Below are 22,732 nucleotides of genomic sequence, written 5' to 3'. Positions count from 1 at the left end.
ACCATGGATCTGATTCACAACCTCTCGATTGGTTTCGGCGTCGCCTTCACGCTGACCAACCTGCTGTACTGCCTGGTCGGCTGTATCTTGGGCACGCTGATCGGCGTGCTGCCCGGCATCGGTCCGGTGGCGACCATCGCCATGCTGCTGCCCGCCACCTACGCGCTGCCGCCGGTGTCCGCCCTCATCATGCTGGCCGGCATCTATTACGGCGCGCAGTACGGCGGCTCCACCACCGCCATCCTGGTCAATCTGCCGGGCGAGTCCTCCTCGGTGGTGACCGTGATCGACGGCTACCAGATGGCGCGCAAGGGGCGCGCAGGGCCGGCACTGGCTGCTGCCGGCCTGGGCTCGTTCTTCGCAGGCTCGGTCGGTACGCTGATCCTGGCTGCGTTCGCGCCGCCGCTGACCGAAGTCGCGTTCAAGTTCGGCCCCGCCGAGTACTTCTCGCTGATGATCCTGGGCCTGATCGGCGCCGTGGTGCTGGCCTCGGGCTCGCTGCTCAAGGCCATCGCGATGATCGTGCTGGGTCTGCTGCTGGGCCTGGTCGGCACCGACGTGAACTCGGGCGTGGCCCGCTTCAGCTTCGATGTGCCGGAACTGACCGACGGCATCGGCTTCGTGGCCATCGCCATGGGCGTGTTCGGTTACGGTGAAATCATCACCAATCTGTCCAAGCCCGCGGACGAGCGCGAAGTGTTCACGGGCAAGGTCAAGGGCCTGTTCCCGACGGCGGAAGACTTCCGGCGCATGCTGCCGGCCGTGCTGCGCGGCACGGCGCTGGGTGCGGCCCTGGGCATCCTGCCCGGCGGCGGTGCGCTGCTGGCGGCCTTCGCGGCCTACACCATCGAGAAGAAGACCAAGCTGCATCCGGGCGAGGTGCCGTTCGGCAAGGGCAACATCCGCGGTGTTGCCGCGCCCGAGTCGGCCAACAACGCCGGTGCGCAGACCTCCTTCATCCCGCTGCTGACGCTGGGCATCCCGCCCAACGCCGTGATGGCCTTGATGGTCGGTGCCATGACCATCCACAACATCCAGCCGGGCCCGCAGGTCATGACCAGCAACCCCGAGCTGTTCTGGGGCCTGATCGCCTCGATGTGGCTGGGCAACGCCATGCTGGTGATCTTGAACCTGCCGCTGATCGGTATGTGGATCAAGCTCTTGACCGTGCCCTACAAGTTCCTGTTTCCGTCCATCGTGCTGTTCTGCGCGATCGGCGTGTACTCCACGAACAACAACACCTGGGACATCTGGATGGTGGGCGCCTTCGGCTTCATCGGCTACCTGTTCGCCAAGCTCGGATGCGAACCCGCGCCGCTGCTGCTGGGCTTCATCCTGGGGCCGATGATGGAGGAGAACCTGCGCCGCGCACTGCTGCTCTCGCGTGGCGACTGGAGCGTGTTCGTCACGCGCCCGATCTCGGCAGGCCTGCTGATCGCCGCTGCCATCCTCGTGATCATCGTGCTGCTGCCGGCGGTCAAGAACAAGCGCGAAGAGGCCTTCGTCGAAGACTGACGTCGCTCGCGGCCTTTCCCATGGACGGCGCCCTCGGGCGCCGTTTTTTCTATGATCGGCCGCTTTGGCCAACAACGGAGAACGTGATGGATCTGGGTATTGCAGGCAAGTGGGCACTGGTGTGCGGCGCGAGCAAGGGCTTGGGCTTCGGCTGCGCGCAGGCGCTGGTGCGCGAAGGCGTGAACGTGCTGATCGTGGCGCGCGGTGCCGAGGCGCTGCAGGCGGCCGAGCGCACGCTGCTGGACGACCCGCAGCGCCCGGCCGCCGCCGAGGTCCGCCACGTGGCGGCCGACATCACGACGCCGGCTGGCCGTGCGGCCGTGTTCGCCGTGCGGCCCGAGTTCGACATCATCGTGACCAATGCCGGCGGCCCGCCACCCGGCGACTTCCGCGACTGGGACCGCGAGGACTGGGTCAAGGCGTTGGACGCCAACATGCTGACGCCGATCGAGCTGATCAAGGGCGCCGTCGACGGCATGGCGGCGCGCGGCTTCGGTCGCATCGTCAACATCACCTCGAGCTCGGTGAAGGCGCCGATCGACGTGCTGGGCCTGTCCAATGGCGCGCGCAGCGGCCTCACGGGCTTCGTCGCCGGCGTGGCGCGCACCACGAAGCTGGCCTCGGCCAACGTGACCATCAACAACCTGCTGCCCGGCGTGTTCGACACCGACCGCATCCGCGCCACCGTGGCCGGCCAGGCCGCCAAGACCGGCAAGCCGGTCGAGGACATCGTCGCCGCGCGCAAGAACAACATCCCGGCGCGGCGCCTGGGCACGCCGGCCGAGTTCGGCGCGATCTGCGCCTTCCTGTGCAGCCAGCACGCCAGCTACATCACGGGCCAGAACATCCTGCCGGACGGCGGCGCCTACCCCGGCACCCACTGAACCTCAGCGGGCGGCCTCGGACCTGCGCGAGGACACGACGATGCCGCCCACGATCAGCGCGAAGGCAAGGCCGTGGTACAGCCGAGGCGGTTCGCGCAGCACCAGGCCGGACAGCAGCACCGCGAACAGCGGCGTGAGGTTGGCGAAGAAGCCCGCCGTGCTGGGCCCCACGCGGCGCACGCCCGCGCCCCAGCACAGGTAGGCGGTCAGCGAGGGGCCGAGCGCGATGTACAGCAGCGCACCGGCCAGCGGCCAGCCCCAGGCCGTGGCCACAGGGTCCATCCAGAGGGCCTCGCCCAGCGCGAAGGCGCCGGCCCAGGGCAGGCCGAACACCACCTGCGCCATCAGAAAGCCCGCCCAGTGCGCCCGCAGCGAGGCCGGGTAGCCCGGCCGCGTCAGCAGCCAGCTGTAGGCGGCCCAGGCCAGCGTGGCGGCCAGCATGTACAGGTCGCCCGGCACCAGGCGCAGGTGCAGCAGCTGCTGCAGCTCGCCACGGGCCAGCACCACGAGCACGCCGACGACCGACAGGGCCGCGCCGAGCAGTTGCCGGTGCGAGACCGGTGCGCCGAACAGCAGGCCGATGGCCAGCATCCAGACCGGCAGGCTGGAGCCGACCAGCGTCACGTTGATGGGCGTGGAGGTCTGCAGCGCCAGGTACTGCAGCGCGTTGTAGCAGCCCACGCTGAGCAGGCCCAGCAGCAACAGGCCGCGGCGGTGTTCCCACAGGCCCGAGCCGCGCCGCAGCACGCTTGCTGCCAGCGGCAGCAGCAGCGCGAACACCAGCACCCAGCGCAGGAAGTTCAGCAGGACGGGCGGGATCATGCCGGCCACGAGCCGGCCGACGATGGCGTTGCTGGCCCACATCAGGGGGGGCAGTGTGAGCAGGGCGACCGTGGAAGGTGTCAGGCGTTGCGAAGGCATTGAAGCGACTGTAACAACGCGCCATCGCTGCTAGCATCCGCCGCTTCGAGAGAACGCGCAGTGAGGAAGACATGAAGACGACGAGCAAGGCCATCCGCATCGACCGCCACGGCGGCGCTGAAGAAATGCAAGTGGTGCAGGTGCAGGTCGGCGAACCCGGCCCGGGCGAGATCCGCATCCGCCACAAGGCCATCGGCCTGAACTTCATCGACGTCTACCAGCGCAGTGGCCTGTACCAGCTGCCCATGCCGCTGCAGCTGGGCATGGAGGCTTCCGGCATCGTCGAAGCCGTGGGCTCCGGCGTCGCGCACCTCGCGGTGGGTGACCGCGCGGCCTACGCCAGCCAGCCGCCCGGCAGCTACTGCGAAGTGCGCGTGATGCCGGCCAAGAACGTGTGCAAGCTGCCCGACGCCATCGATTTCGAGACCGGTGCGGCCATGATGCTCAAGGGCCTCACGGCCCAGTACCTGCTCAAGAAGACGCTGCCCCAGGGCGGGTTGCAGCGCGGCGACCATGTGCTGTTCCATGCCGCGGCCGGCGGCGTGGGACTGATCGCCTGCCAGTGGGCACGCGCGCTGGGCCTGCAGCTGATCGGCACCGCCGGCTCGGCCGAGAAGTGCCAATTGGCCCTGGAACACGGCGCAGCCCATGCCATCGACTACAAGCGCGAGGACTTCCTGGCCCGCGTCAAGGAGATCACGGGCGGCAAGGGCGTCAAGGTGGTGTACGACTCCATCGGCAAGGACACCTTCGACCAATCGCTGGACTGCCTGCAGCCCTTCGGCCTCATGGCCAGCTTCGGCAATGCCTCTGGCGCGGTGCCGCCGTTCGCGCCCGGCTTGCTGGGCAACAAGGGCTCGCTGTACCTCACGCGCGCCACGCTGTTCACGCACATCGCCACGCGCGAGAGCACCCAGGCCATGGCCGACGACCTGTTCGACGTGGTGCTGCGCGGCGACGTGAGGATCCGCATCGACCAGCGCTATCCCCTGGAGCAGGTGCAGCAGGCGCACCGCGACCTGGAGGCGCGCAAGACCACCGGCTGCACCGTCCTGACCTTGTGAACGCGCTGGCGCTGGAACCGGCCTGGTGCGCGGCGCTGCTGGCGCGCGCCGACCAGGCGCCACTGGCCCCGCGCGTGCCGCTGCTGTGGCAGGAACGCGAGATCGGCAGCATCGAGCCGGCGCTGCCGCTGGCGCTGGGCCGCCTGGCGGCGGCCGACGGCACGGCGCTGCTGTGCCGCGAAGGGATGGCCTATTGCGTGCGCGGCGCGCTGGGCGACAGCCTGGAGCGGCTGGCCCGGGCGTTGCGCGCCGCAGGCCTGGCCCATGCCTGGCGCGACGAACAGCTGGCCGTCTGCGACGTGCACGGCGTGCCGCTGGCCAGCGTGGAACGTGCCGTGGTTCGCGTGCTGGGCATCGCGACCCGCGCCGTGCACCTGGTCGGCTTCGATGCACGCGGCCATGTCTGGCTGCAGCAGCGCGCCTTCGACAAGCCCAACGACCCCGGCCTGTGGGACACGTTGATGGGCGGCATGGTGGCTGCAGGTGACACGCTGGACACCGCTCTGGAACGCGAGACCTGGGAGGAGGCCGGCTTGCACCTGGAGGCCTTGCAGGACCTCTACCAGGCCGGATGGGTGCACCAGCGCCGGCCGGCCGGTGACGGCACGCGCCACGGCTACCTCGTCGAGGACATCGCGTGGAGCCGTTGCGTGCTGCCCGATGGCGTGGTGCCCCGCAACCAGGACGGCGAGGTGGAGCGCTTCGAATGCGTGCCGCCCGACGAGGTGGTGGCACGTTTGCAGCAGGGCCTGTTCACCGAGGAGGCCGCGCTGATCCTGCTGCAGGCGCTGGGCGAGTAGCGCGCCTTCTGTTCACACCCTGTCATTGTTGACACCCTTGGCGTCGCCCAAACGCCACGGACGTTTCATGTATGCATCTGGCGCCCATGGAATGCAAGTGGGCAGCGGGACGCAGCGGATACGATGTAGTGGAGCACCGGCCCCCCGGGCTGAAGGCGCATGGGGAGCCTGCACAAAGGGGCACCACATGGATTCGAACGAGCGGCAGACTGTGCTGGTGGTGGACGACTCGGCACTGAACCGCCAGATGTTGACCGACCTGCTGCGGTCGGACTACGCCGTGATCGCCGCGCGCAGCGGCGAACAGGGCCTGGAGCTGGCGCGCCAGCATCAGCCCGATCTCATCCTGCTGGATGTGGTGATGCCGGGTTTGGACGGCCATGAGGTGCTGCGCCTGCTGAAGGCCGATGGGCGCACCTCCTTGATCGGCGTCATCTTCATCACGGGCCTGGATTCGGCGGCCGAGGAGGAACGCGGCCTGCGCGCCGGCGCCTCCGACTACGTCGTCAAGCCTTTCCATGCTGCGGTCGTGCGCGCCCGCGTCGCCTTGCATCTGCAGCTGGCGCGCCAGCGCCGCCTGCTGGAGCAGCTGGCGCGCATCGACGGCCTGACCGAGATCCCGAACCGACGCCATTTCGACGACATGCTGGCCCAGGAGACGGCGCGGGCCACCCGGGGGGGCGTGGGGCTGGCGGTGGCGTTGCTCGACGTCGATTGCTTCAAGCAATACAACGACCACTATGGCCACGCCAAGGGCGACCGGGCACTGCAGTCCATCGCCCGCGTGCTGCAGGCCGGCATGCGCCGCCCAGCGGACCTGGCCGCACGCTACGGTGGCGAGGAATTCGTGCTGCTGATGCCCGACACGGACCTGCCGGGCGCGGCGCTGCGTGCCGAGCGCCTGCGCGCGGAGATCGAGCAGCTGGCGTTGCCGCATGCCTGGTCGGACGCCGCGCCCTGCGTGACCGTCAGCATGGGCGTCACGCATGCGGCGCGGTCGGAGGATCTGTCTGGCGCCGCGCTGCTGCTGCAGGCCGACCGCCGGCTCTATGCGGCCAAGCGCGCCGGCCGCAACCGGGTCGTCAGCGAAGGCTGATCAGCCCAGCTCGTCGAACTTGGACTCGCGGATGCGGCTGGGCGCCAGCGCGCCGGCCGAGTCCAGGATCGGGTAGGCGATCGAGCAGATGTGCGAGTTGATGCGCTTGAGCTCGGACAGCAGGTCGATGTGCAGCGAACTGGTCTCGATGCTGGGCACGGTCTTGTCGGTCAGCCGCGCCAGGTGGGTGCGCGAGTAGGCGCGTTCCAGGTCGCGAAAGCGCGCCTTCTCCTCCAGCAGCTTGCGCGCGTCGTGCACGGTGCCGTTGAGGAACACGCTCATGCCCAGCCGAAGGTTGGACAGCAGGCGCTCGTGCAGTTCGCGGATCTCGGCCATGCCGGCCTCCGAAAAGCTGCGGCCGGGGCGGATCTTCTTGTCCTCGATGTCGATCAGCACGCGCTCGATGGTGTCGCCGATGTGCTCCATGTTGATCGTGAAGCTGATGATGTCGGTCCAGCGCTGGCTCTCTTCCTCACCCAGCGCCTCGCGCGAGATCTTGGTCAGGTAGTACTTGATCGAGGAGTAGAGCTGGTCCACCGTGTCGTCGAGCTTGCGCAGGTCTTCGGCCAGGCGCAGGTCGTTGCGCACGATCACGTCGAGCACGCCGCGCAGCATGGTCTCCACCACGTCGGCCTGGTGCAGGGCCTCGCGCGCCGCGCAGGAGATCGCCAGCGAGGGCGTGGCCAGGGCCGAGGGGTCCAGGTGCTGGGGCCGGTCCAGTGGCCCACCCTGACCGCGCGGCTGGCGCGGCAGCCAGCGCTCCACGCCGCGCGCGATCCCGTTCGTGAGCCCGATGAAGACGATGGCCACGACGACATTGAAGCTCAGGTGGAACAGCACCACCAGCGTGGCCGTGTCGGCGATGTAGGGCTGCACGGCCCGCATCCACAGGCCGACCCAGGGCGCGGCCAGCGCGACGCCGAGCGCCTTGAACACCAGGTTGCCCATGGGCACCTGGCGCACTTCGACCGCCGAGCGCGCGGTGGTCAGCACGGCCAGCGCACCGCTGCCCAGGTTGGCACCCAGCACCAGGCCCAGCGCCACCTCGGCCGGCACCACGCCCGAGGCCGCGAGCGTGGCCGTCAGCAGCACGATGGCGAGGCTGGAGTAGCAGACCACGGCCAGCAGCGCACCGACCGTGATCTCCAGCATGAGGTCGCTGGACAGCGAACCCAGCAAGGACTTGATGGCAGGTGCCTGTGTCAGCACGGCCGTGGAGGCGGTGACCAGTCGCAGCGCCAGCAACATGAGGCCCAGGCCGATCAGCACGCGGCCGAAGCGGCCCACGTTGCTGGACTGGCGCGCCATGAACAGCACCACGCCGACGAAGATCAACAGCGGCGAGAGCCAGGACAGGTCGAACGAGAACACCACGGCCATGAGGCTGGTGCCCACGTCGGCGCCCAGCATCACGGCGAGCGCGGCCGGCAGCGCCACCAGGCCCTGGCCGACGAAGGAAGAAACGATGAGGGCGGTGGCCGTGCTGGACTGCACCAGGGCCGTGACGCCCAGGCCCGAGGCAAAGGCCGAGAAGCGGTTGGACAGGCTGTGCGACAGCGCGCTGCGCAGGTTGGCGCCGAACACGCGCAGGATGCCGGTGCGCACCATGTGCGTCCCCCAGACCAGCAGCGCGATGGCTGCCAACAGATTCAGCAAATGCTTCATGGAATGTGCAGACGACTATACGCCTGCACCACGCTGTGGCCTGGTGGCCACAGCCAGCGGCTCAGCGGCCGCGCCGCATGCGCCGCAACTCGTCCAGGATCAGCAGCACGGCACCCACCGTGATGCCGCTGTCCGCGATGTTGAAGGCTGGGAAATGCCAGCCGGCCCAGTGGAAGTCCAGGAAGTCGACCACATAGCCGTGCTGCAGCCGGTCGACCACGTTGCCGATGGCGCCGCCCAGGATCAGCGTCAGCGCGAACGAGAACAGGCGCTGGCCCGCGTGTGCCCGCAGCAGCCAGACGATGAACACCGCCGCGCCCACGCCGATGGCCGTGAAGAACCAGCGCTGCCAGCCCGAGGCTCCGGCCAGGAAGGAGAAGGCCGCGCCCGGGTTGTGCGCACGCACGATGTTGAAGAAGCTGGTGACGACCGTGGCGTCGCCGTGCTGGTAGTGGTCCAGGATCCACTGCTTGGTCCACTGGTCGGCCACGAAGATCGCGGCCGCCAGCAGCAGCCAGGGCCACCAGCGCACGCGCACGCTGCCAAACATCAGGCGAAGACCCGGTTTTCGCCGGCACCGAACAGGTTGCTGGTGCAGCGGCCGCACAGCGTCGGGTGGGCCGGGTCGCTGCCCACGTCGGCGCGGTAGTGCCAGCAGCGCTCGCACTTGGTGTCCGCGGACGGCGTGACCTGCACGGCGAGCTCGGCGCCTTCGCGCAGTTCGGCCTTGGACGCGATCAGCACGAAGCGCAGGTCTTCGCCCAGCGCGGCCAGCACGGCATGGTCGTCGGCCGGGGCCGACAGCACCACATTGGCTTGCAGGGACGAGCCCACGGCACCCGTGGTGCGCACGGCCTCGATCTCCTTGTTGACCACGTCGCGCACGGCGCGGATGCGCGACCACCTGGCCAGCAGCGCCTCGTCGGGCTGGGGCAGGGCGCTGTAGGTTTCCATGAAGATGGAGTCCGAGCTGCCGACCAGCTTCCAGGCCTCTTCGGCTGTGAAGGACAGGAACGGCGCCATCCAGCGCAGCATGGCCTGGGTGATCTGCCACAGCGCGGTCTGCGCGCTGCGGCGCGCTAGCGAGCCGGCGGCCGTGGTGTACAGGCGGTCCTTGAGGATGTCGAGGTAGAACGCGCCCAGGTCTTCCGAGCAGTAGACCTGCAGCTTGGCCACGACCGGGTGGAACTCGTAGACCTTGTAATGGGCCAGGATCTCGGCCTGGAACTGCGCGGCGCGCGCGAGTGCGTAGCGGTCGATCTCCAGCAACTGCTCAGCCGGTACGGCGTCCTTGGCCGGATCGAAGTCGCTGGTGTTGGCGAGCAGGAAGCGCAGCGTGTTGCGGATGCGGCGGTAGGCGTCGACCACGCGCGCGAGGATCTTGTCGTCGCCCGCGATGTCGCCCGAGTAGTCGCTGGCCGCCACCCACAAGCGGATGATCTCGGCGCCCAGCTTCTTGTTGACCTCCTGCGGGTCGATGCCGTTGCCCAGCGACTTGCTCATCTTGCGGCCCTGGCTGTCCACCGTGAAGCCATGCGTGAGCAGGCCGCGGTAGGGCGCGCGGCCTTCCAGTGCGCTGGCCAGCAGCAGCGAGCTGTGGAACCAGCCGCGGTGCTGGTCGTGGCCTTCCAGGTACAGGTCGGCTTCGGGGCCTTCGGTGTGAAAGCCCGGCGCGTGCGTGCCGCGCAGCACGTGCCAGAAGGTCGAGCCGGAATCGAACCAGACCTCCAGGATGTCGGTGCTCTTGGTGTACTGCGCGGCGTCAGCGCCGAGGATGTCCTCCGTCGTCACGCGGCTCCAGGCCTCGATGCCGCCCTTCTCCACGATGTCGGCGGCCTGGTCCAGGATCTCCATGGTGCGCGGGTGCAGCTCGCCCGAATCCTTGTGCAGGAAGAACGGGATGGGCACGCCCCAGCTGCGCTGGCGCGAGATGCACCAATCGGGCCGGTTGGCGATCATGTCGTGCAGGCGCGCCTTGCCGTTCTCCGGATAGAAGCTGGTCTGCTCGATCGCGGCCAGCGCGGTCTGGCGCAGCGTGAGCGGGGCCTTGTCCTTGGTGAACACGCCCTCGCCTTCGTCCATGCGGATGAACCACTGCGCGGCGGCGCGGTAGATCACGGGCGTCTTGTGGCGCCAGCAATGCGGGTAGCTGTGGCTGATGGTCTCGGTGGCCAGCAGCCGGCCGGCGGCCTTGAGCGCGTCCAGGATCACCGGCACGGCCTTCCAGATGTGCTGGCCGCCGAACAAAGGGAAGTCGTCGGCATAGGCGCCATTGCCCTGCACCGGGTTCAGGATGTCCTCGTTGCGCACGCCGTGGGCGGTGCAGGAGTTGTAGTCCTCCAGGCCGTAGGCCGGCGCCGAGTGCACGATGCCGGTGCCGTCGTCGGCCGTGGCGTAGTCGGCCAGGTAGACCGGAGCCAGGCGGCGGTAGCCTGCGTCCACGTCGTAGAGCGGGTGCTCGAAGTCCAGGCCGCCCAGCTTCTCGCCCTTGACGGTGGCCAGCACCTGGCCTTGCAGGCCGTAGCGCGTCATGCATTTGTCGACCAGCGAGGCGGCCAGCACGAGCAGGCCGCGCTCGGTGTCGACCAGCGCGTACTCCAGCTCGGGGTTCAGGTTCAGCGCCTGGTTGGCCGGGATGGTCCAGGCCGTCGTGGTCCAGATCACCACGAAGGCGTCCTTGGACAGCGCGGGCAGGCCAAAGGCTTCTGCCAGCTTGGCCGGGTCGTGCGCCTTGAAGGCCACGTCCAGCGTCTGGCTCTTCTTGTCGGCGTACTCGATCTCGAACTCGGCCAATGACGAGCCACAGTCGAAGCACCAGTAGACGGGCTTCAGGCCCCGGTAGACGAAGCCGCGCTCGATCACGCGCTTGAAGGCGCGCAGCTCGCCGGCCTCGTTGGCGAAGTCCATGGTCTTGTAGGGATGGTCCCATTCGCCGAGCACGCCCAGGCGCTGGAAGTCGGCCATCTGCTGGGCGATCTGCTCGGTCGCGAACGCGCGGCTCTTGGCCTGCATGTCGTCGCGGCTGAGTTTGCGGCCGAACTTCTTCTCGATGGCGTTCTCGATCGGCAGGCCGTGGCAGTCCCAGCCCGGCACGTACAGCGCGTCGAAGCCTTCGAGCTGGCGCGCCTTGACGATCATGTCCTTGAGGATCTTGTTGACCGCATGGCCCATGTGGATCTGGCCGTTGGCGTAGGGCGGGCCGTCGTGCAGGATGAACTTGGGCTTGCCGGCGCGTGCAGCGCGCAGGCGCTTGTACAGGCCTTGCTCGTTCCAGTCCTTGACCCAGCCCGGCTCGCGCTTGGGCAGGTCGCCGCGCATGGGGAACGGCGTGTCGGGCAGGTTCAGGGTGCTGCGGTAGTCGGTGGTGTCGGTCATGGTGCGGGCAGGGCGTCGTCAGCGACGGCGCCGTGGAACTGGGGGAGGGGGACATGCGGCCCGGCGGATGGCCGGGAACACGCGCGAGCGCGGGAAAGCCGGGCGGCTAAATTCGGTCGCGCGTGGTCTGCCGGCGCGTCTGCGCATGGCCGGCTGCCAGCCAGGCGCGCGCGTCGTCGCAGTCCTTGTTGATGCCGGTCGTGAGGGCATCCAGGCTGTCGTACTTCAGCTCGTCGTGCAGTTTGTGCAGCAGTTCCACGCGCACGATCTTACCGTAGCCCCCCTCCGGCCCCAGGTGGGCGGGCCAGTCCAGGCAGTGCGTCTCCAGCAGCACGCGACCGCCGTTGATGTCGTTCGGGTCGAGCGAGGGGCGCACGCCCAGGTTGGCGACGCCGGCCAGCGGCTGCTCGGCCAGGCCGTGGACTTCGACAACGAAGATGCCCGAGGCGGCCGGCTTCCAGTGGGAAAAACGCATGTTGATGGTGCGAAAACCCAGCTCGCGGCCGAGTCGGCGGCCGCGCACCACATGGCCGCTGATGCTGTAGGGCCGGCCCAGCAGGCGGGCCGCGTCGTCCATGCGGCCCTGGCCCAGCGCCTCGCGCACGGCCGAGCTCGACACGCGCACGCTGCGCCGGCCGCCTTCGGCGCCCGCGTCGGGCAGCGAGACCTCGTAGCTGTTCATGCGCGCCACCTCGAAGCCCAGGGCTTCGCCAGCGGCGGCCAGCATGGCGTAGTCGCCCGCGCGCCTGGCGCCGAAGCGGAAGTCGTCGCCGACCAGCACGTAGCGCACGTTCAGGCCGGCCACCAGCACGTCCTGGATGAAGGCCTCCGGGCTCTGGCGCGCCAGCTCGGCGCGGAAGGGCAGCACGATGGTCTGGTCGACGCCGCAGCGGGCCAGCTCGGTCAGCTTGTCGCGCAGCGTGCCGATGCGCGCCGGGGCGATCTCGGGCTTGCCGGTGGCCTGGGCGAAGTAGTCGCGCGGGTGCGGCTCGAAGCTCATCACGCAGCTCTCCAGCCCGCGGTGCTGGGCCTCGTTGCGCAGCAGCGCCAGCATGGCCTGGTGGCCACGGTGTACGCCGTCGAAGTTGCCAATGGTCAGCGCGCACGCCGGTGCGATGCCCCGGTAGTGGTAGCCGCGAAAGATCTTCATGGTGTCGTTGTCTTTTCCATAGCGCCAGAGGCAGACCCCCGGCGGCGCCCGTCATATGGAGGCCAGGCGAACCCTGTATATTGTGACGCGGCGCATCATGGACAAGTGGTGCGCGCAGCCTGGATGTTTGCGATTCCGTGTCCGTGCGCATGCACGCTAGCTGGAGGCGTCACTTGAAGGTCTTGAAGCTGTCGGGGCAGGGCCTGCCCCAATCCTGGATCACGCTGGAACAGGCGGTGCTCCACTACGCCGCCGACGAGGTGCGCTGGGAGTCCGGCGCCGAGGTCGCGGTGTTCCGCGGTGGCCACAACGCGGTCACGGGCCTGCAATCGAAGATCGCCATCAGCAGCATCATCGGCACCAAGGGCGTGCCGGGGGTCAACCCGTTCCGCGCACGGCCCGCCCTGACCAACAGCAAGCTGTTCGCGCGCGACCGCAATGTCTGCGCCTACTGCGGCCAGCATGTGCCCGAGGACGCCCTCACGCGCGAGCACATCGTGCCGCTGGCCCAGAAGGGTCAGGACCACTGGATGAACGTGGTCACGGCCTGCCGCAGCTGCAACCACCGCAAGAGCAACCGCACGCCCGAGCAGGCGCGCATGCCGCTGCTGTACGCGCCCTACGTGCCCAGCCTGTGGGAGGACTTCATCCTGCGCAACCGCCGCATTCTGGCGGACCAGATGGAGTTTTTGATGGCGCATGTGCCGCGGTCGTCTCGGCTCCTGGTATGAAAAAGCCCCGCTGAGCGGGGCTTCTTCTTTTGGAACCAAGTGCTTCAGGCGAACACGCCGGCCTTGTCCTGCATGCGGGCCGAGACCTCGCCCAGGTGGTGCAGGGTGTCGCCGAACAGCATTTCCATCTGCGTGAGCCGCTTGAAGTAGTGGCTGCCCACGTACTCGTCGGTCACGCCGATGCCGCCATGCAGCTGCACCGAGTTCTGGCCGACGAAGCGCATGGACTGGCCCAGCTGGTACTTGGCGCGCGCCATGGCACGGCGGCGCTCGTCGGCCGGGGAATTGAGCTTGAGCGTGGCGTAGTAGCTCATCGAGCGCGCCAGCTCCTGCTGCATCTTCATGTCGGCCATGCGGTGGCGCAGCGCCTGGAAGCTGCTGATCACCACACCGAACTGCTTGCGCGTGTTCAGGTACTCGGCCGTGATCTCCATGGTCTTGTCGATGGTGCCCACGGCTTCGGCGCACAGCGCGGCGATGCCGATGTCCACGCCATGTTCCAGCGCGGCCAGGCCGTCGGCCGTGACCAGCGCCGCGGCGGCGTCCTGGAACACGACCTCGGCCGCGCGCGAGCCGTCCTGCGTGGCGTAGCCGCGCGCCGCGACACCGGAGGCGGCACGCTCCACCAGGAACAGCGCGATCTTGCCGTCGATGGTGGCCGGCACCAGGAAGGCGTCGGCCTGGTCGCCGGCCGGCACCACGCTCTTGTGGCCGCTGACGGACCAGCCATCGCCCGTCTTCTTGGCGTGCGCGGCACAGACATCCAGCCGGTAGCGCGCGGCGCGCTCCTGGTAGGCCAGCACCACGAGTGCCTCGCCCGCGGCGATGCGCGGCAGCCAGGCGCCCTGGAGCGCGGCGTCGGCATAGCCCGACAGCACGCCGCTGGCGATGAGCGTCTGGCCCAGCGGCTCGAGCACGATGCCGCGGCCCAGTTCTTCCAGGGCCACCATGGCGTCGACCGGGCCCATGCCCATGCCGCCATGCTCCTCGGCCACGTACAGTCCGGTCAGGCCCAGGCCAGCCAGTTCGCCATAGGCCTCGCGTGAGAAGCCGCCGGCCTTGACCAAGCCGCGGCGGTGTTCGAAGCCATAGCCCTTGTCGACCCATTTGCGCACGGCGTCGCGCAGCTGTTCCTGGTCGTCGCTGAAGTTGAAGTCCATTCGCGTCTCCTGCTCAACCCAGCACGGTCTGGGCGACGATGTTGCGCTGGACCTCGTTCGATCCGCCGTAGATCGTGGTCTTGCGCATGTTGAAGTAGGTGGCGGCCAGCGGCGCGCAGTGCGCAGCGCCCACGTGGTCGCCCTGCCAGCCGGCTTCCATGGCCTCCTTGATGAAGGGCAGGCTGTAGGGGCCGGCGGCCAGCATCATGAGTTCGCTGTAGCGCTGCTGGATCTCGCTGCCCTTGATCTTGAGCAGGCCGGCCACGTCGAGCGGGTTCTTGCCCGACTTCTCGGCCGACAACACGCGCAGCACCATCATTTCCAGGGCCACCACGTCGACCTCGAGCCTGGCGATCTCGTCGCGGAAACGGATGTCCTCGTAGACACCTTCCGCCTTGGCGATGCGCTTCAGGCGTTCGAGTTCGCGCTTGGCGCGGTTGACATCGGCGATGTTGGTGCGCTCGTGGCTCAGCAGGTGCTTGGCGTAGGTCCAGCCCTTGTTCTCCTCGCCGATCAGGTTCTCGGCAGGCACCTCGACGTTGTCGAAGAACACCTCGTTCACCTCGTGGCCGCCATCGAGCATGATGATGGGGCGCACCGTGATGCCGGGGCTCTTCATGTCGATCAAGAGGAAGCTGATGCCGGTCTGCGGCTTGCCTTCGGTGCTGGTGCGCACCAGGCAGAAGATCCATTCGCCGTACTGGCCCAGCGTGGTCCAGGTCTTCTGGCCGTTGACGATGTACTTGTCGCCCTTGCGCTCGGCGCGGGTCTTGACCGAGGCCAGGTCCGAGCCCGAGCCCGGTTCGCTGTAGCCCTGGCTCCACCAGACCTCGCCGCTGGCGATGCCGGGCAGGAAGCGCTTGTGCTGCTCGGGCGTGCCGAAGGCCATGATCACGGGCGCCACCATGACCGGGCCGAACGGCACGATGCGCGGCGCACCGGCCAGCGCGCATTCCTCTTCGAACAAATGCTTTTGCACGGCGCTCCAGCCGGGGCCGCCGAATTGCGTGGGCCAGCCATAGCCCAGCCAGCCCTTGCTGCCCAGGATCTTGGCCCAGCGCTGCATGTCGTCACGCGTCTGGTGCAGCGCGTTGTGTACCTTGTAGGCAATGTCCTGGGGCAGGTTGGCGCGCACCCAGTCGCGCACCTCCTCCCGGAACTGTTGCTCTTCGGCCGTGAAAGCCAAATCCATGGTGGTCTCCTGTGGGTCGTCTCAAGCCGTCCAGCGACGGCCCGCAGCTTTGTAGCACGACCGTGCACTTTGGGCTGTCACCTGCGTGTGGGGATAATCCCGCGCCTTGATGAAGAACCTTGTGATCCTGATTTCCGGCGGTGGCTCCAACATGGAAGCCATCGTGCGCACCGCGCAACAGCGCGACTGGCCCGGCCGCCTGCAAGCCCGCGTGGCCGCCGTGCTGAGCAACCGCCCCGACTGCGCCGGCCTGGCACGCGCCCAGGCCCTGGGCGTGCCGACTGCGGCCGTCGACCACCGCGCCTTCGCCCAGGCGCCCGACCCGCGCGCCGCCTTCGATGCTGCACTGGCCGATGCCATCGACGCGTACGCGCCCGATCTCGTGGTGCTGGCCGGCTTCATGCGCATCCTGACGCCCGGCTTCGTGCGCCACTACGCCGGCCGGCTCGTCAACATCCATCCCTCGCTGCTGCCGGCCTTCCCGGGCCTGCACACGCACCGGCGTGCGATCGAAGCCGGCTGCCGCGTGGCCGGCGCCACCGTGCACCGCGTGACCGAGGAACTGGACCACGGCCCCATCCTCGACCAGGTGGTGGTGCCCGTGCTGCCCGGCGACGACGAGGCGGCCCTGTCGGCCCGCGTGCTGGCGCAGGAGCACCGCATGTACCCGCGCGTGATCGAGCGCCTGCTGACTGCCGCCTGAGGACCATCGCACCATGCATCCCAAAGCCATTCTGGACGCCTGCGCCGAGCTCGTGCGCGAGGCGCTGGTCTTCGACCACCCCGCCGACGCCGTGGCGGCGCGCTTCTTCCGTACCCACAAAGGCCTCGGTCCGCGCGAGCGTGCCACGCTCACCGATACCTTGTTCGCCGTGCTGCGCCGCAAGCTGCAGTACGAGCATTTCGCGCCCTCGGGCTCGGGCCCGCGCGAACGCCGCCTGGCCATCCTGGGCTTCGGCGGGCCGCGCGACTTCCTGTTCTCCGCGCTGACGCCGCAGGAAAAGGAGTGGCTGCAGCAGTGCGAGACCGTGGCCACGGCCGACTTGCTCGACCGCCACCGCCACAACCTGCCCGAATGGCTTGCGCAGCCGCTGCGCGCCCAGCTGGGCCAGGAGTTCTGGCCGCTGGCCGACAGCCTGCTGGGCCCGGCACCACTCGATCTGCGGGTGAACCAACTCAGCGCCAAGCGCGCCGAGGTGCAGCAGGAATTGAAGGCCGCGGGCATCGAGGCCCAGCCCACGCCGCACTCGCCCTGGGGCCTGCGCGTGCAGGGCAAGCCTTCCCTGAACCGCGTGGACGCATTCACGCGCGGCGCTGTCGAGGTCCAGGACGAGGGCTCGCAGCTGCTCGCGCTGCTGCTGGACGCACGCCGCGGCGAGATGGTGACCGACTTCTGCGCCGGCGCTGGCGGCAAGACGCTGGCCATCGGCGCGAGCATGCGCAACACCGGCCGGCTCTACGCCTTCGACACCTCGGCCCACCGGCTGGAGTCACTCAAGCCGCGCCTGGGCCGCAGCGGCCTGTCCAACGTGCACCCGGTCGCCATCGCGCACGAGCGCGACGAACGCATCAAGCGCCTGGCCGGCAAGATGGACCGCGTGCTGGTCGATGCGCCCTGCAGCGGCACTGGCACGCTGCGCCGTCACCCCGACCTCAAGTGGCGCCAGAACCAGGCGGCCGTCGATGCGCTGGCCGCCATCCAACTGGCCGTGCTGCAGAGCGCGGCGCGGCTGCTCAAGCCGGGCGGGCGGCTGGTCTACGCCACCTGCAGCCTGCTCACGCAAGAGAACGAGGCCATCGCTGCCGCGTTCTCAGCGGCGCAACCAGCGTTCATGCCCGTGCCCGTGGCGCAGGAACTGGCGCGGCTCAAGGTCGCAGGCCCGCAGGCCCTGTGCGCCGGCGACGACGGCCGATTCCTGCGCCTGTGGCCGCACCGGCATGCCACCGACGGCTTTTTCGCCGCCATCTGGCAAAGACAGGACTGAGAAAAGGTTGTTTCGGCACCATAGGCCGAAACGGGTCAGCGTCCTACAATACCGGGTTTTTGCGGCTGCGCCATCTGTGCTATGTGCGCGCCTGCGGGAAACGGAGAAGGGGCTGATACCTATATGTTGCTACCCGATTGGGCCGTGCTGAACGCTACCGTGGACTGGCTCGCCAATGGCCTGCTGGGCTTTTCCTGGTGGCAGATCGTTTTGTATGCACTGTTCACAACGCATATCACGATCGCCAGCGTGACGATCTATCTGCACCGCCACCAGGCGCACCGTGCAATGGATCTGCATTGGCTGCCTGCGCACTTCTTCCGTTTCTGGCTTTGGCTGGCCACGGGCCAGGTCACCAAGGAATGGGTGGCCGTGCACCGCAAGCACCACGCCAAGTGCGAAACCGCCGACGACCCGCACAGCCCCCATGCCCACGGCATCGAGACCGTGTTCTGGAAGGGGGCCGAGCTGTACCGCGCGGAAACCAACAACCAGGAAACCATCAACAAGTTCAGCCTGGGTTGCCCCAACGACTGGATCGAGCGCAACCTGTACTCGCGTTACAGCTGGCAGGGTGTGGGCCTCATGCTGGTCCTGAACCTGGCGTTGTTCGGTGCGGCGGGCCTGGTCGTCTGGGCCGTCCAGATGGTCTGGATCCCGTTCTGGGCCGCCGGTGTCGTCAACGGCATCGGCCACTATTGGGGCTACCGCAATTTCGAGGCACCGGACGCGAGCACCAACATCTCGCCCTGGGGCATCATCATCGGCGGTGAGGAGTTGCACAACAACCACCACACCTACCCGACTTCGGCCAAGTTCTCGGTCAAGCCCTACGAGTTCGATGTGGGCTGGATGTACATCAGCCTGATGCAGCGTGTGGGTCTGGCCAAGGTCAAGAAGACGCCGCCGCGTCTGCAACTGGGCCAGATCAAGCCGGTTGCCGACGAGAAGACGCTCGAGGCCCTGATCGCCCACCGCTACGAAGTCATGGCCGGCTATGCGCGTGAGCTCAAGCGTACCTGCCAGGACGAGATCGCCGCGCTCAAGGCCAAGCAGGCCGACGCTTCGGTGCTGGTGGCCGCCCGCCGCTGGCTGCACCGCGACGACGAGCGTGTGCCGGCCTCGGTCCAGCCCAAGATCGCCGAGGCGCGGGCTGCGCACCCGGTGCTCGACAAGATGGTCACCATGCGCGAGGAACTGCGCCAGATGTGGCTGTCGACCTCGCTGACGCGCGAGCAGCTGACCGCCAACCTGCAAGCCTGGTGCCACCGCGCCGAGAGCAGTGGCATCCAGGCGCTGCAGGACTTCTCCGTCCGCCTGCGTTCTGCCCACGTGTGACGGCTGCCCGCTCCCAGGAACCCCGCCACGTGCGGGGTTTTTTGTTGCTGGCAAGTACATTTGTCAGCCGGTCGGTCGCGCTCGCTGTCGGCGGTGTTCCATTTGTGGCAGCGCGCAGCACCGGCCCGCAGACCGGCCTCGATACTGCGTCTTTACAACAGCAGCAGGAGCGAGACATGCGGACATGGACTGTTCAACTCGGTGGGTGCCTGGCCCTGTGGATGGCGGCGATGGCATTGCCCGCCGGCGCCCAGTCGACAGCTGCCCAGGCGGCTGCGGCAGGCGGTGGCAGCAGCAACTCGGCCAATGGCGGTACTGGCGGCGTGGGCCTGGGCGGTGTCGGGCCTGGTGTGCCGGGCAGTGCGGGAAGCCTGGACACGGCGCGGCCACCGGGTAACGGTGCACTGGTCGGCCCGCGCGCGGAACGCCAGAGCCGGGAACTGATGGCGGAGCATCCGGAGCGCGGAGCCAGCGCGCCGCGCAACACCGGCCAGCGCGCGCTGATGCTGGACCAGTCGCGCCGGCCGGCGACGGCGGCTCCGGCGACGAAGAACTGAACGCGCATGGACGAGACCCTGCGCTCGCATGCCTTCGCCTCCCCCCGGCCTGGCGCGCGGCTGGTCGTGCTGGGAGGGGTGCACGGCGACGAGACCTGTGGAACCGCCGCCATCGAGCGCGTGCGTGCCGAGCTCGAATCCGGCCGGCTGGCGCTGCGGCGCGGCGAGCTGACCCTGGTGCCGGTTGCCAACCCGCTGGCCCGCCAGCGCCAGCACCGCGAGGGCGAGCGCAACCTGAACCGCTCTTTCCAGCCCGATCCACAGCCGCCGGATTTCGAGGCACGCATCACCAACCTGTTGTGCCCCCTGCTCGCACGCCACGACGTGTTGCTGGATCTGCACTCCTTCCACACAGCCGGGGCACCGTTCGCCATGATCGGACCGCGCGACAACAGCGGGCCGTTGGAACCTTTCAGCCGGGCACGGGAGGAGGGCCGGTTGGCGCTGCATCTGGGCATGGAGTGCGTCGTCGAGTCATGGCTGGACGTGTATGCCGCGCGGCTCGCCCGGCTCGGTCGGTCCACGGACGCGCGCGCCATGGCTTTCGGTTGGGGCACCAATGAGTACATGCGCAGCCAGGGCGGCTACGCGGTGACGCTGGAATGCGGCCAGCACCGCGATCCGCAGGCCCCCGAGGTGGCCTACCGCGCGATCCTGGCCAGCCTGGCCCTGCTGGACATGGCAGGCGCCCCGCCGCGGCCGCCCAGGGCGCCGCGGCTGCTGCGCTTGGTCGATGTGGTCGATCGCCACGCCGAAGGCGACCGCCTGCTGCGCGACTGGGCCAGCTTCGACCCGGTGCAGCGTGGCCAGTCCATCGGCGTGCGCGCCGATGGGCGCCCGGTCGAAGCGCCGTGCGATGGCGTCATCGTGTTTCCGAATCCGCAGGCCACACCTGGGAGCGAGTGGTTCTATCTGGCCGTCGACAGCGAACGGCGCCTGGACGACCCTGGTCTTACGCCAGTTCCGTGACCACCTCGAACCGGGCCAACTGGTGCTCGCCGAACACCATGGTGATGGGCACGTCGGCAGCGTCACGTCCGCGCGCCAGCAGCACGCGCCCGATCCGCGGCGTGTTGTGGCGGGCGTCGAAGGTGTGCCACTGTCCGCCCAGGTAGACCTCGAACCAGGCGCTGAAGTCCATGGGATAGGGCACGGGCGGGATGCCGATGTCGCCCAGGTAACCGGTGGCGTAGCGTGCCGGAATGTTCATGCTCCGGCACAAGGCGACAGCCAGGTGGGCGAAGTCGCGGCACACGCCCACGCGCTCATGCCATGCCTGCAGGGCGGTCCGCGTCGGCCGCGCGCAGCCGTAGTCGAAGCGCAGGTGCTGGTGCACGTAGTCGCAAATGGCCTGCACACGGCCCCAACCGGGCTGTACGCCAGAGAAGCGGCTCCAGGCAAAGGCCAGCAGTTCGCCGTCGAAGTCGCAGTAGCGGCTGGGCAGCAGGAACTGCAGGCTGTCCACAGGCAAGTCGCCAACGGCGTGCTCCCAGGCACCCCAGTGCACCGGGTCGGGTAGCCCGCTGTCCTGCACGACAGCCTGGTTGCGCAGCCGCACCTCGCCCGTGCCTGCGTCGACGCGCACGCGCGCGCACTGGTTGCCAAAACCATCGAGGTAGAAGTCCGTGGCCAGTGGCGGGCTCAGCGTGATGTCCTCTGGTGCCAGCAAGTCGCCTGCGCGCGAAGGATGCAGTTGAAGCAGATAGATCAGCGCGGTGGGTGCATTGACGCGGAGCGCAATGTCATAGCCGATGCGGATCAACATGGCGGTCTGCGGCCAGGCCGCGCGTTGGAATTGTGCATCTGCAGCATGGTATGCCCCCGCGCCGCTGCCGCGCGTTTGTATTTTTCCCGCGTGCGCGTAGGCGCAGGGCGCTGTTCAGCGCTGCTGCAGTCGGTCCAGCAGTTCCTGCGTCGGGAAGCCGTCGGCTGCCATGCCCGCGCTGCGTTGCCAGCGCCGGATGGCGCCACGCGTAGCGGGCCCCAGCACACCGTCGATGCTGCCGGGGTCGAAGCCCTTGGACTGCAGCGCCTGCTGCAGTGTCTGAAGCGCGTTGCGCGAGAGCGGCCTGAGATCACGGGGCCAGGCCGCCTGGATCGCAGGACCGCCCGCGATGCGCTGCGCCAGCAGGCCCACACCGAGGGCATAGCTGGTCGCGTTGTTGTAGCGCAGGATGGCGCGGAAGTTCGGTCCGACGAGGAACACCGGTCCGCGCGCGCCAGCCGGCAACAACAGGCTCGCGTCGGGCAGGTCGGGCAGGGTCGTGCCGTCCACGGCGCGGACGCCTTCGCCAGCCCATTGCGCACTGGACTGGCGCAGCGCGTCGTCGGCGCGGCCCAGGTCGAAACCCTCCGGCAAATGTACTTCCAGCCCCCAGGGCTGGCCGCGCTGCCAGCCTTCGCGCGCCAGGAAATGCGCGGTGGAAGCCGTCACGTCGGCCATGCTGCCCCAGATGTCGCGCCGTCCGTCGCCGTCCGCATCCACCGCGTAGGCCAGGAAGTTCGAAGGCAGGAACTGGGTCTGGCCCATGGCCCCCGCCCAGGAGCCCAGCATGCGTTCGCGCGGGATGTCGCCGTTCTGCAGGATGCGCAGCGCCGCCATCAACTGGCCGCGTGCCCACGCCGCGCGCCGGCCCTCGAACCCGAGCGTGGCCAGTGCATCGATGGTGGGCGTGTCGCCGTAGTTGCTGCCGTAGTTGCTCTCCATGCCCCAGATGGCGACGACGATCTCGGCTGGCACGCCGTAGCGTGCCGCGGCAGCATCGGCATAGGCCCGCACCTCGAGCAGCTTGTCCTGGCCACGCGCCACGCGCGTGGGCGAGACCGCGGTGTCCAGGTAGTCCCAGACGGCGCGCGTGAACTCGGGCTGCGAGCGGTCGAGCGCGACCACCTGGTCCAGGTGGCGGACACCGTCGAAGGCCGCGTGCAGCGTGGCCTCCGTGATTCCGCCCGCGCGCGCTTCGGCGCGGAAGCGTTCGACCCATTGGGCGAAGTCCTGGCTCAGCGGCACCGCTGCGGCGGGGGCGGGCACCGCGGCTCCTGCTGGCGCGGACGCCGACGGTGGTGCAGCCGGCGTGGTGGAGGCAGGGGGCGTCGTGGGTTGGGGCGTCGGCGCTGTCGCGCACCCCGTCATGACCAGGGCCGCCAACAGCGGTGCGAGGGTGCGGTGGCGGTGCGTCTGGGGCATGGGCGCGAATCGGGTCTGGCGGAAGCTGTGAGATTCGAACTCACGGATGGTTTCCCATCGCCGGTTTTCAAGACCGGTGCAATCGACCACTCTGCCAAGCTTCCGAGGCCGC

20 protein-coding genes and 1 tRNA gene are annotated in these 22,732 nt (G+C 68.8%); 11 read left to right on the top strand and 10 right to left on the bottom strand.

The window, feature by feature from the left end; all coding sequences use genetic code 11:
- Positions 1-3 precede the first annotated feature (3 nt).
- Positions 4-1,515, top strand: coding sequence for a tripartite tricarboxylate transporter permease (locus ACSQ4M_RS30885; RefSeq protein ID WP_436193182.1), 1,512 nt, complete (start codon positions 4-6; stop codon positions 1,513-1,515).
- 86 nt (positions 1,516-1,601) lie between these two features.
- Complete coding sequence (locus ACSQ4M_RS30880; protein ID WP_145546265.1) at positions 1,602-2,399, top strand: SDR family oxidoreductase; 798 nt, start codon at positions 1,602-1,604, stop codon at positions 2,397-2,399.
- 3 nt (positions 2,400-2,402) lie between these two features.
- Here the strand turns inward: ACSQ4M_RS30880 and ACSQ4M_RS30875 are convergent, their stop codons facing one another.
- A complete protein-coding gene (locus ACSQ4M_RS30875; protein WP_436193181.1) occupies positions 2,403-3,320 on the bottom strand; it encodes a DMT family transporter in 918 nt (305 codons plus the stop codon).
- A gap of 71 nt (positions 3,321-3,391) precedes the next feature.
- Here ACSQ4M_RS30875 and ACSQ4M_RS30870 point away from each other — a divergent pair, with 71 nt between their 5' ends.
- The 3 genes from ACSQ4M_RS30870 (at position 3,392) to ACSQ4M_RS30860 (ending at position 6,280) form a co-directional block, all read left to right on the top strand.
- Positions 3,392-4,384, top strand: coding sequence for a quinone oxidoreductase family protein (locus ACSQ4M_RS30870; RefSeq protein WP_436193180.1), 993 nt, complete (start codon positions 3,392-3,394; stop codon positions 4,382-4,384).
- Positions 4,381-5,184, top strand: coding sequence for an NUDIX hydrolase (locus ACSQ4M_RS30865; protein WP_436193179.1), 804 nt, complete (start codon positions 4,381-4,383; stop codon positions 5,182-5,184). The genes ACSQ4M_RS30870 and ACSQ4M_RS30865 overlap by 4 nt, the downstream gene beginning before the upstream one ends.
- A gap of 187 nt (positions 5,185-5,371) precedes the next feature.
- Positions 5,372-6,280: a diguanylate cyclase gene (locus ACSQ4M_RS30860; RefSeq protein WP_436193178.1), complete on the top strand. Its 909-nt coding sequence runs from the start codon at positions 5,372-5,374 to the stop codon at positions 6,278-6,280.
- On the opposite strand, the gene ACSQ4M_RS30855 is transcribed toward ACSQ4M_RS30860, so the two are convergent.
- From ACSQ4M_RS30855 to ACSQ4M_RS30840, 4 genes are all read right to left on the bottom strand, one after another.
- Positions 6,281-7,945, bottom strand: coding sequence for a Na/Pi cotransporter family protein (locus tag ACSQ4M_RS30855; protein ID WP_436193177.1), 1,665 nt, complete (start codon positions 7,943-7,945; stop codon positions 6,281-6,283).
- Positions 7,946-8,006: 61 nt separating this feature from the next.
- The gene (gene lspA / locus ACSQ4M_RS30850) at positions 8,007-8,495 is read right to left on the bottom strand and encodes a signal peptidase II (RefSeq protein WP_436193176.1); all 489 of its coding nucleotides are present in this window, start codon (positions 8,493-8,495) and stop codon (positions 8,007-8,009) included.
- On the bottom strand, positions 8,495-11,320 hold the full coding sequence (gene ileS / locus ACSQ4M_RS30845) for an isoleucine--tRNA ligase (RefSeq protein ID WP_436193175.1): 2,826 nt from the start codon (positions 11,318-11,320) through the stop codon (positions 8,495-8,497). The genes lspA and ileS overlap by 1 nt, the downstream gene beginning before the upstream one ends.
- A gap of 106 nt (positions 11,321-11,426) precedes the next feature.
- Positions 11,427-12,470, bottom strand: a complete 1,044-nt coding sequence (locus tag ACSQ4M_RS30840; protein ID WP_436193174.1) for a bifunctional riboflavin kinase/FAD synthetase — start codon at positions 12,468-12,470, stop codon at positions 11,427-11,429.
- 173 nt (positions 12,471-12,643) lie between these two features.
- Here ACSQ4M_RS30840 and ACSQ4M_RS30835 point away from each other — a divergent pair, with 173 nt between their 5' ends.
- Positions 12,644-13,201, top strand: coding sequence for an HNH endonuclease (locus ACSQ4M_RS30835; RefSeq protein WP_436193173.1), 558 nt, complete (start codon positions 12,644-12,646; stop codon positions 13,199-13,201).
- Between the two features lie 44 nt (positions 13,202-13,245).
- Here the strand turns inward: ACSQ4M_RS30835 and ACSQ4M_RS30830 are convergent, their stop codons facing one another.
- Both ACSQ4M_RS30830 and ACSQ4M_RS30825 read right to left on the bottom strand, forming a co-directional pair.
- Entirely contained in the window at positions 13,246-14,361 is a 1,116-nt protein-coding gene (locus ACSQ4M_RS30830) for an acyl-CoA dehydrogenase family protein (RefSeq protein WP_436193172.1), read from the bottom strand.
- A 13-nt stretch (positions 14,362-14,374) separates the two neighbouring features.
- Entirely contained in the window at positions 14,375-15,553 is a 1,179-nt protein-coding gene (locus ACSQ4M_RS30825; protein WP_436193171.1) for an acyl-CoA dehydrogenase family protein, read from the bottom strand.
- A gap of 109 nt (positions 15,554-15,662) precedes the next feature.
- Here ACSQ4M_RS30825 and purN point away from each other — a divergent pair, with 109 nt between their 5' ends.
- The 5 genes from purN (at position 15,663) to ACSQ4M_RS30800 (ending at position 20,402) form a co-directional block, all read left to right on the top strand.
- Positions 15,663-16,256 carry a phosphoribosylglycinamide formyltransferase gene (purN, locus tag ACSQ4M_RS30820; RefSeq protein WP_436194094.1) on the top strand — a complete coding sequence of 198 codons (594 nt, stop codon included), beginning with the start codon at positions 15,663-15,665 and terminating at the stop codon, positions 16,254-16,256.
- Between the two features lie 13 nt (positions 16,257-16,269).
- Positions 16,270-17,538: an RsmB/NOP family class I SAM-dependent RNA methyltransferase gene (locus tag ACSQ4M_RS30815; RefSeq protein ID WP_436193170.1), complete on the top strand. Its 1,269-nt coding sequence runs from the start codon at positions 16,270-16,272 to the stop codon at positions 17,536-17,538.
- A 123-nt stretch (positions 17,539-17,661) separates the two neighbouring features.
- Positions 17,662-18,876 carry a DesA family fatty acid desaturase gene (locus ACSQ4M_RS30810; protein ID WP_436193169.1) on the top strand — a complete coding sequence of 405 codons (1,215 nt, stop codon included), beginning with the start codon at positions 17,662-17,664 and terminating at the stop codon, positions 18,874-18,876.
- A 230-nt stretch (positions 18,877-19,106) separates the two neighbouring features.
- The gene (locus ACSQ4M_RS30805) at positions 19,107-19,433 is read left to right on the top strand and encodes a hypothetical protein (RefSeq protein WP_436193168.1); all 327 of its coding nucleotides are present in this window, start codon (positions 19,107-19,109) and stop codon (positions 19,431-19,433) included.
- A gap of 6 nt (positions 19,434-19,439) precedes the next feature.
- Positions 19,440-20,402 carry a succinylglutamate desuccinylase gene (locus ACSQ4M_RS30800; RefSeq protein ID WP_436193167.1) on the top strand — a complete coding sequence of 321 codons (963 nt, stop codon included), beginning with the start codon at positions 19,440-19,442 and terminating at the stop codon, positions 20,400-20,402.
- Here ACSQ4M_RS30800 and ACSQ4M_RS30795 read toward each other — a convergent pair.
- The 3 genes from ACSQ4M_RS30795 to ACSQ4M_RS30785 all read right to left on the bottom strand — a co-directional run bounded on the left by ACSQ4M_RS30795 (position 20,386) and on the right by ACSQ4M_RS30785 (position 22,724).
- Positions 20,386-21,198 carry a transglutaminase-like domain-containing protein gene (locus ACSQ4M_RS30795; RefSeq protein WP_114465718.1) on the bottom strand — a complete coding sequence of 271 codons (813 nt, stop codon included), beginning with the start codon at positions 21,196-21,198 and terminating at the stop codon, positions 20,386-20,388. The genes ACSQ4M_RS30800 and ACSQ4M_RS30795 overlap by 17 nt on opposite strands.
- 114 nt (positions 21,199-21,312) lie before the next feature.
- The gene (locus tag ACSQ4M_RS30790; RefSeq protein WP_436193166.1) at positions 21,313-22,620 is read right to left on the bottom strand and encodes a lytic murein transglycosylase; all 1,308 of its coding nucleotides are present in this window, start codon (positions 22,618-22,620) and stop codon (positions 21,313-21,315) included.
- 16 nt (positions 22,621-22,636) lie between these two features.
- Positions 22,637-22,724: transfer RNA gene (locus ACSQ4M_RS30785), tRNA-Ser, on the bottom strand.
- Between the last annotated feature and the right edge of the window lie 8 nt (positions 22,725-22,732).

Source organism: Pseudorhodoferax sp. LjRoot39, from assembly GCF_964253035.1.
Lineage (GTDB): Bacteria > Pseudomonadota > Gammaproteobacteria > Burkholderiales > Burkholderiaceae_C > Pseudorhodoferax.
Note: the sequence above shows the minus strand (reverse complement) of the source record. Positions and strands in the feature narration are given on the sequence as shown.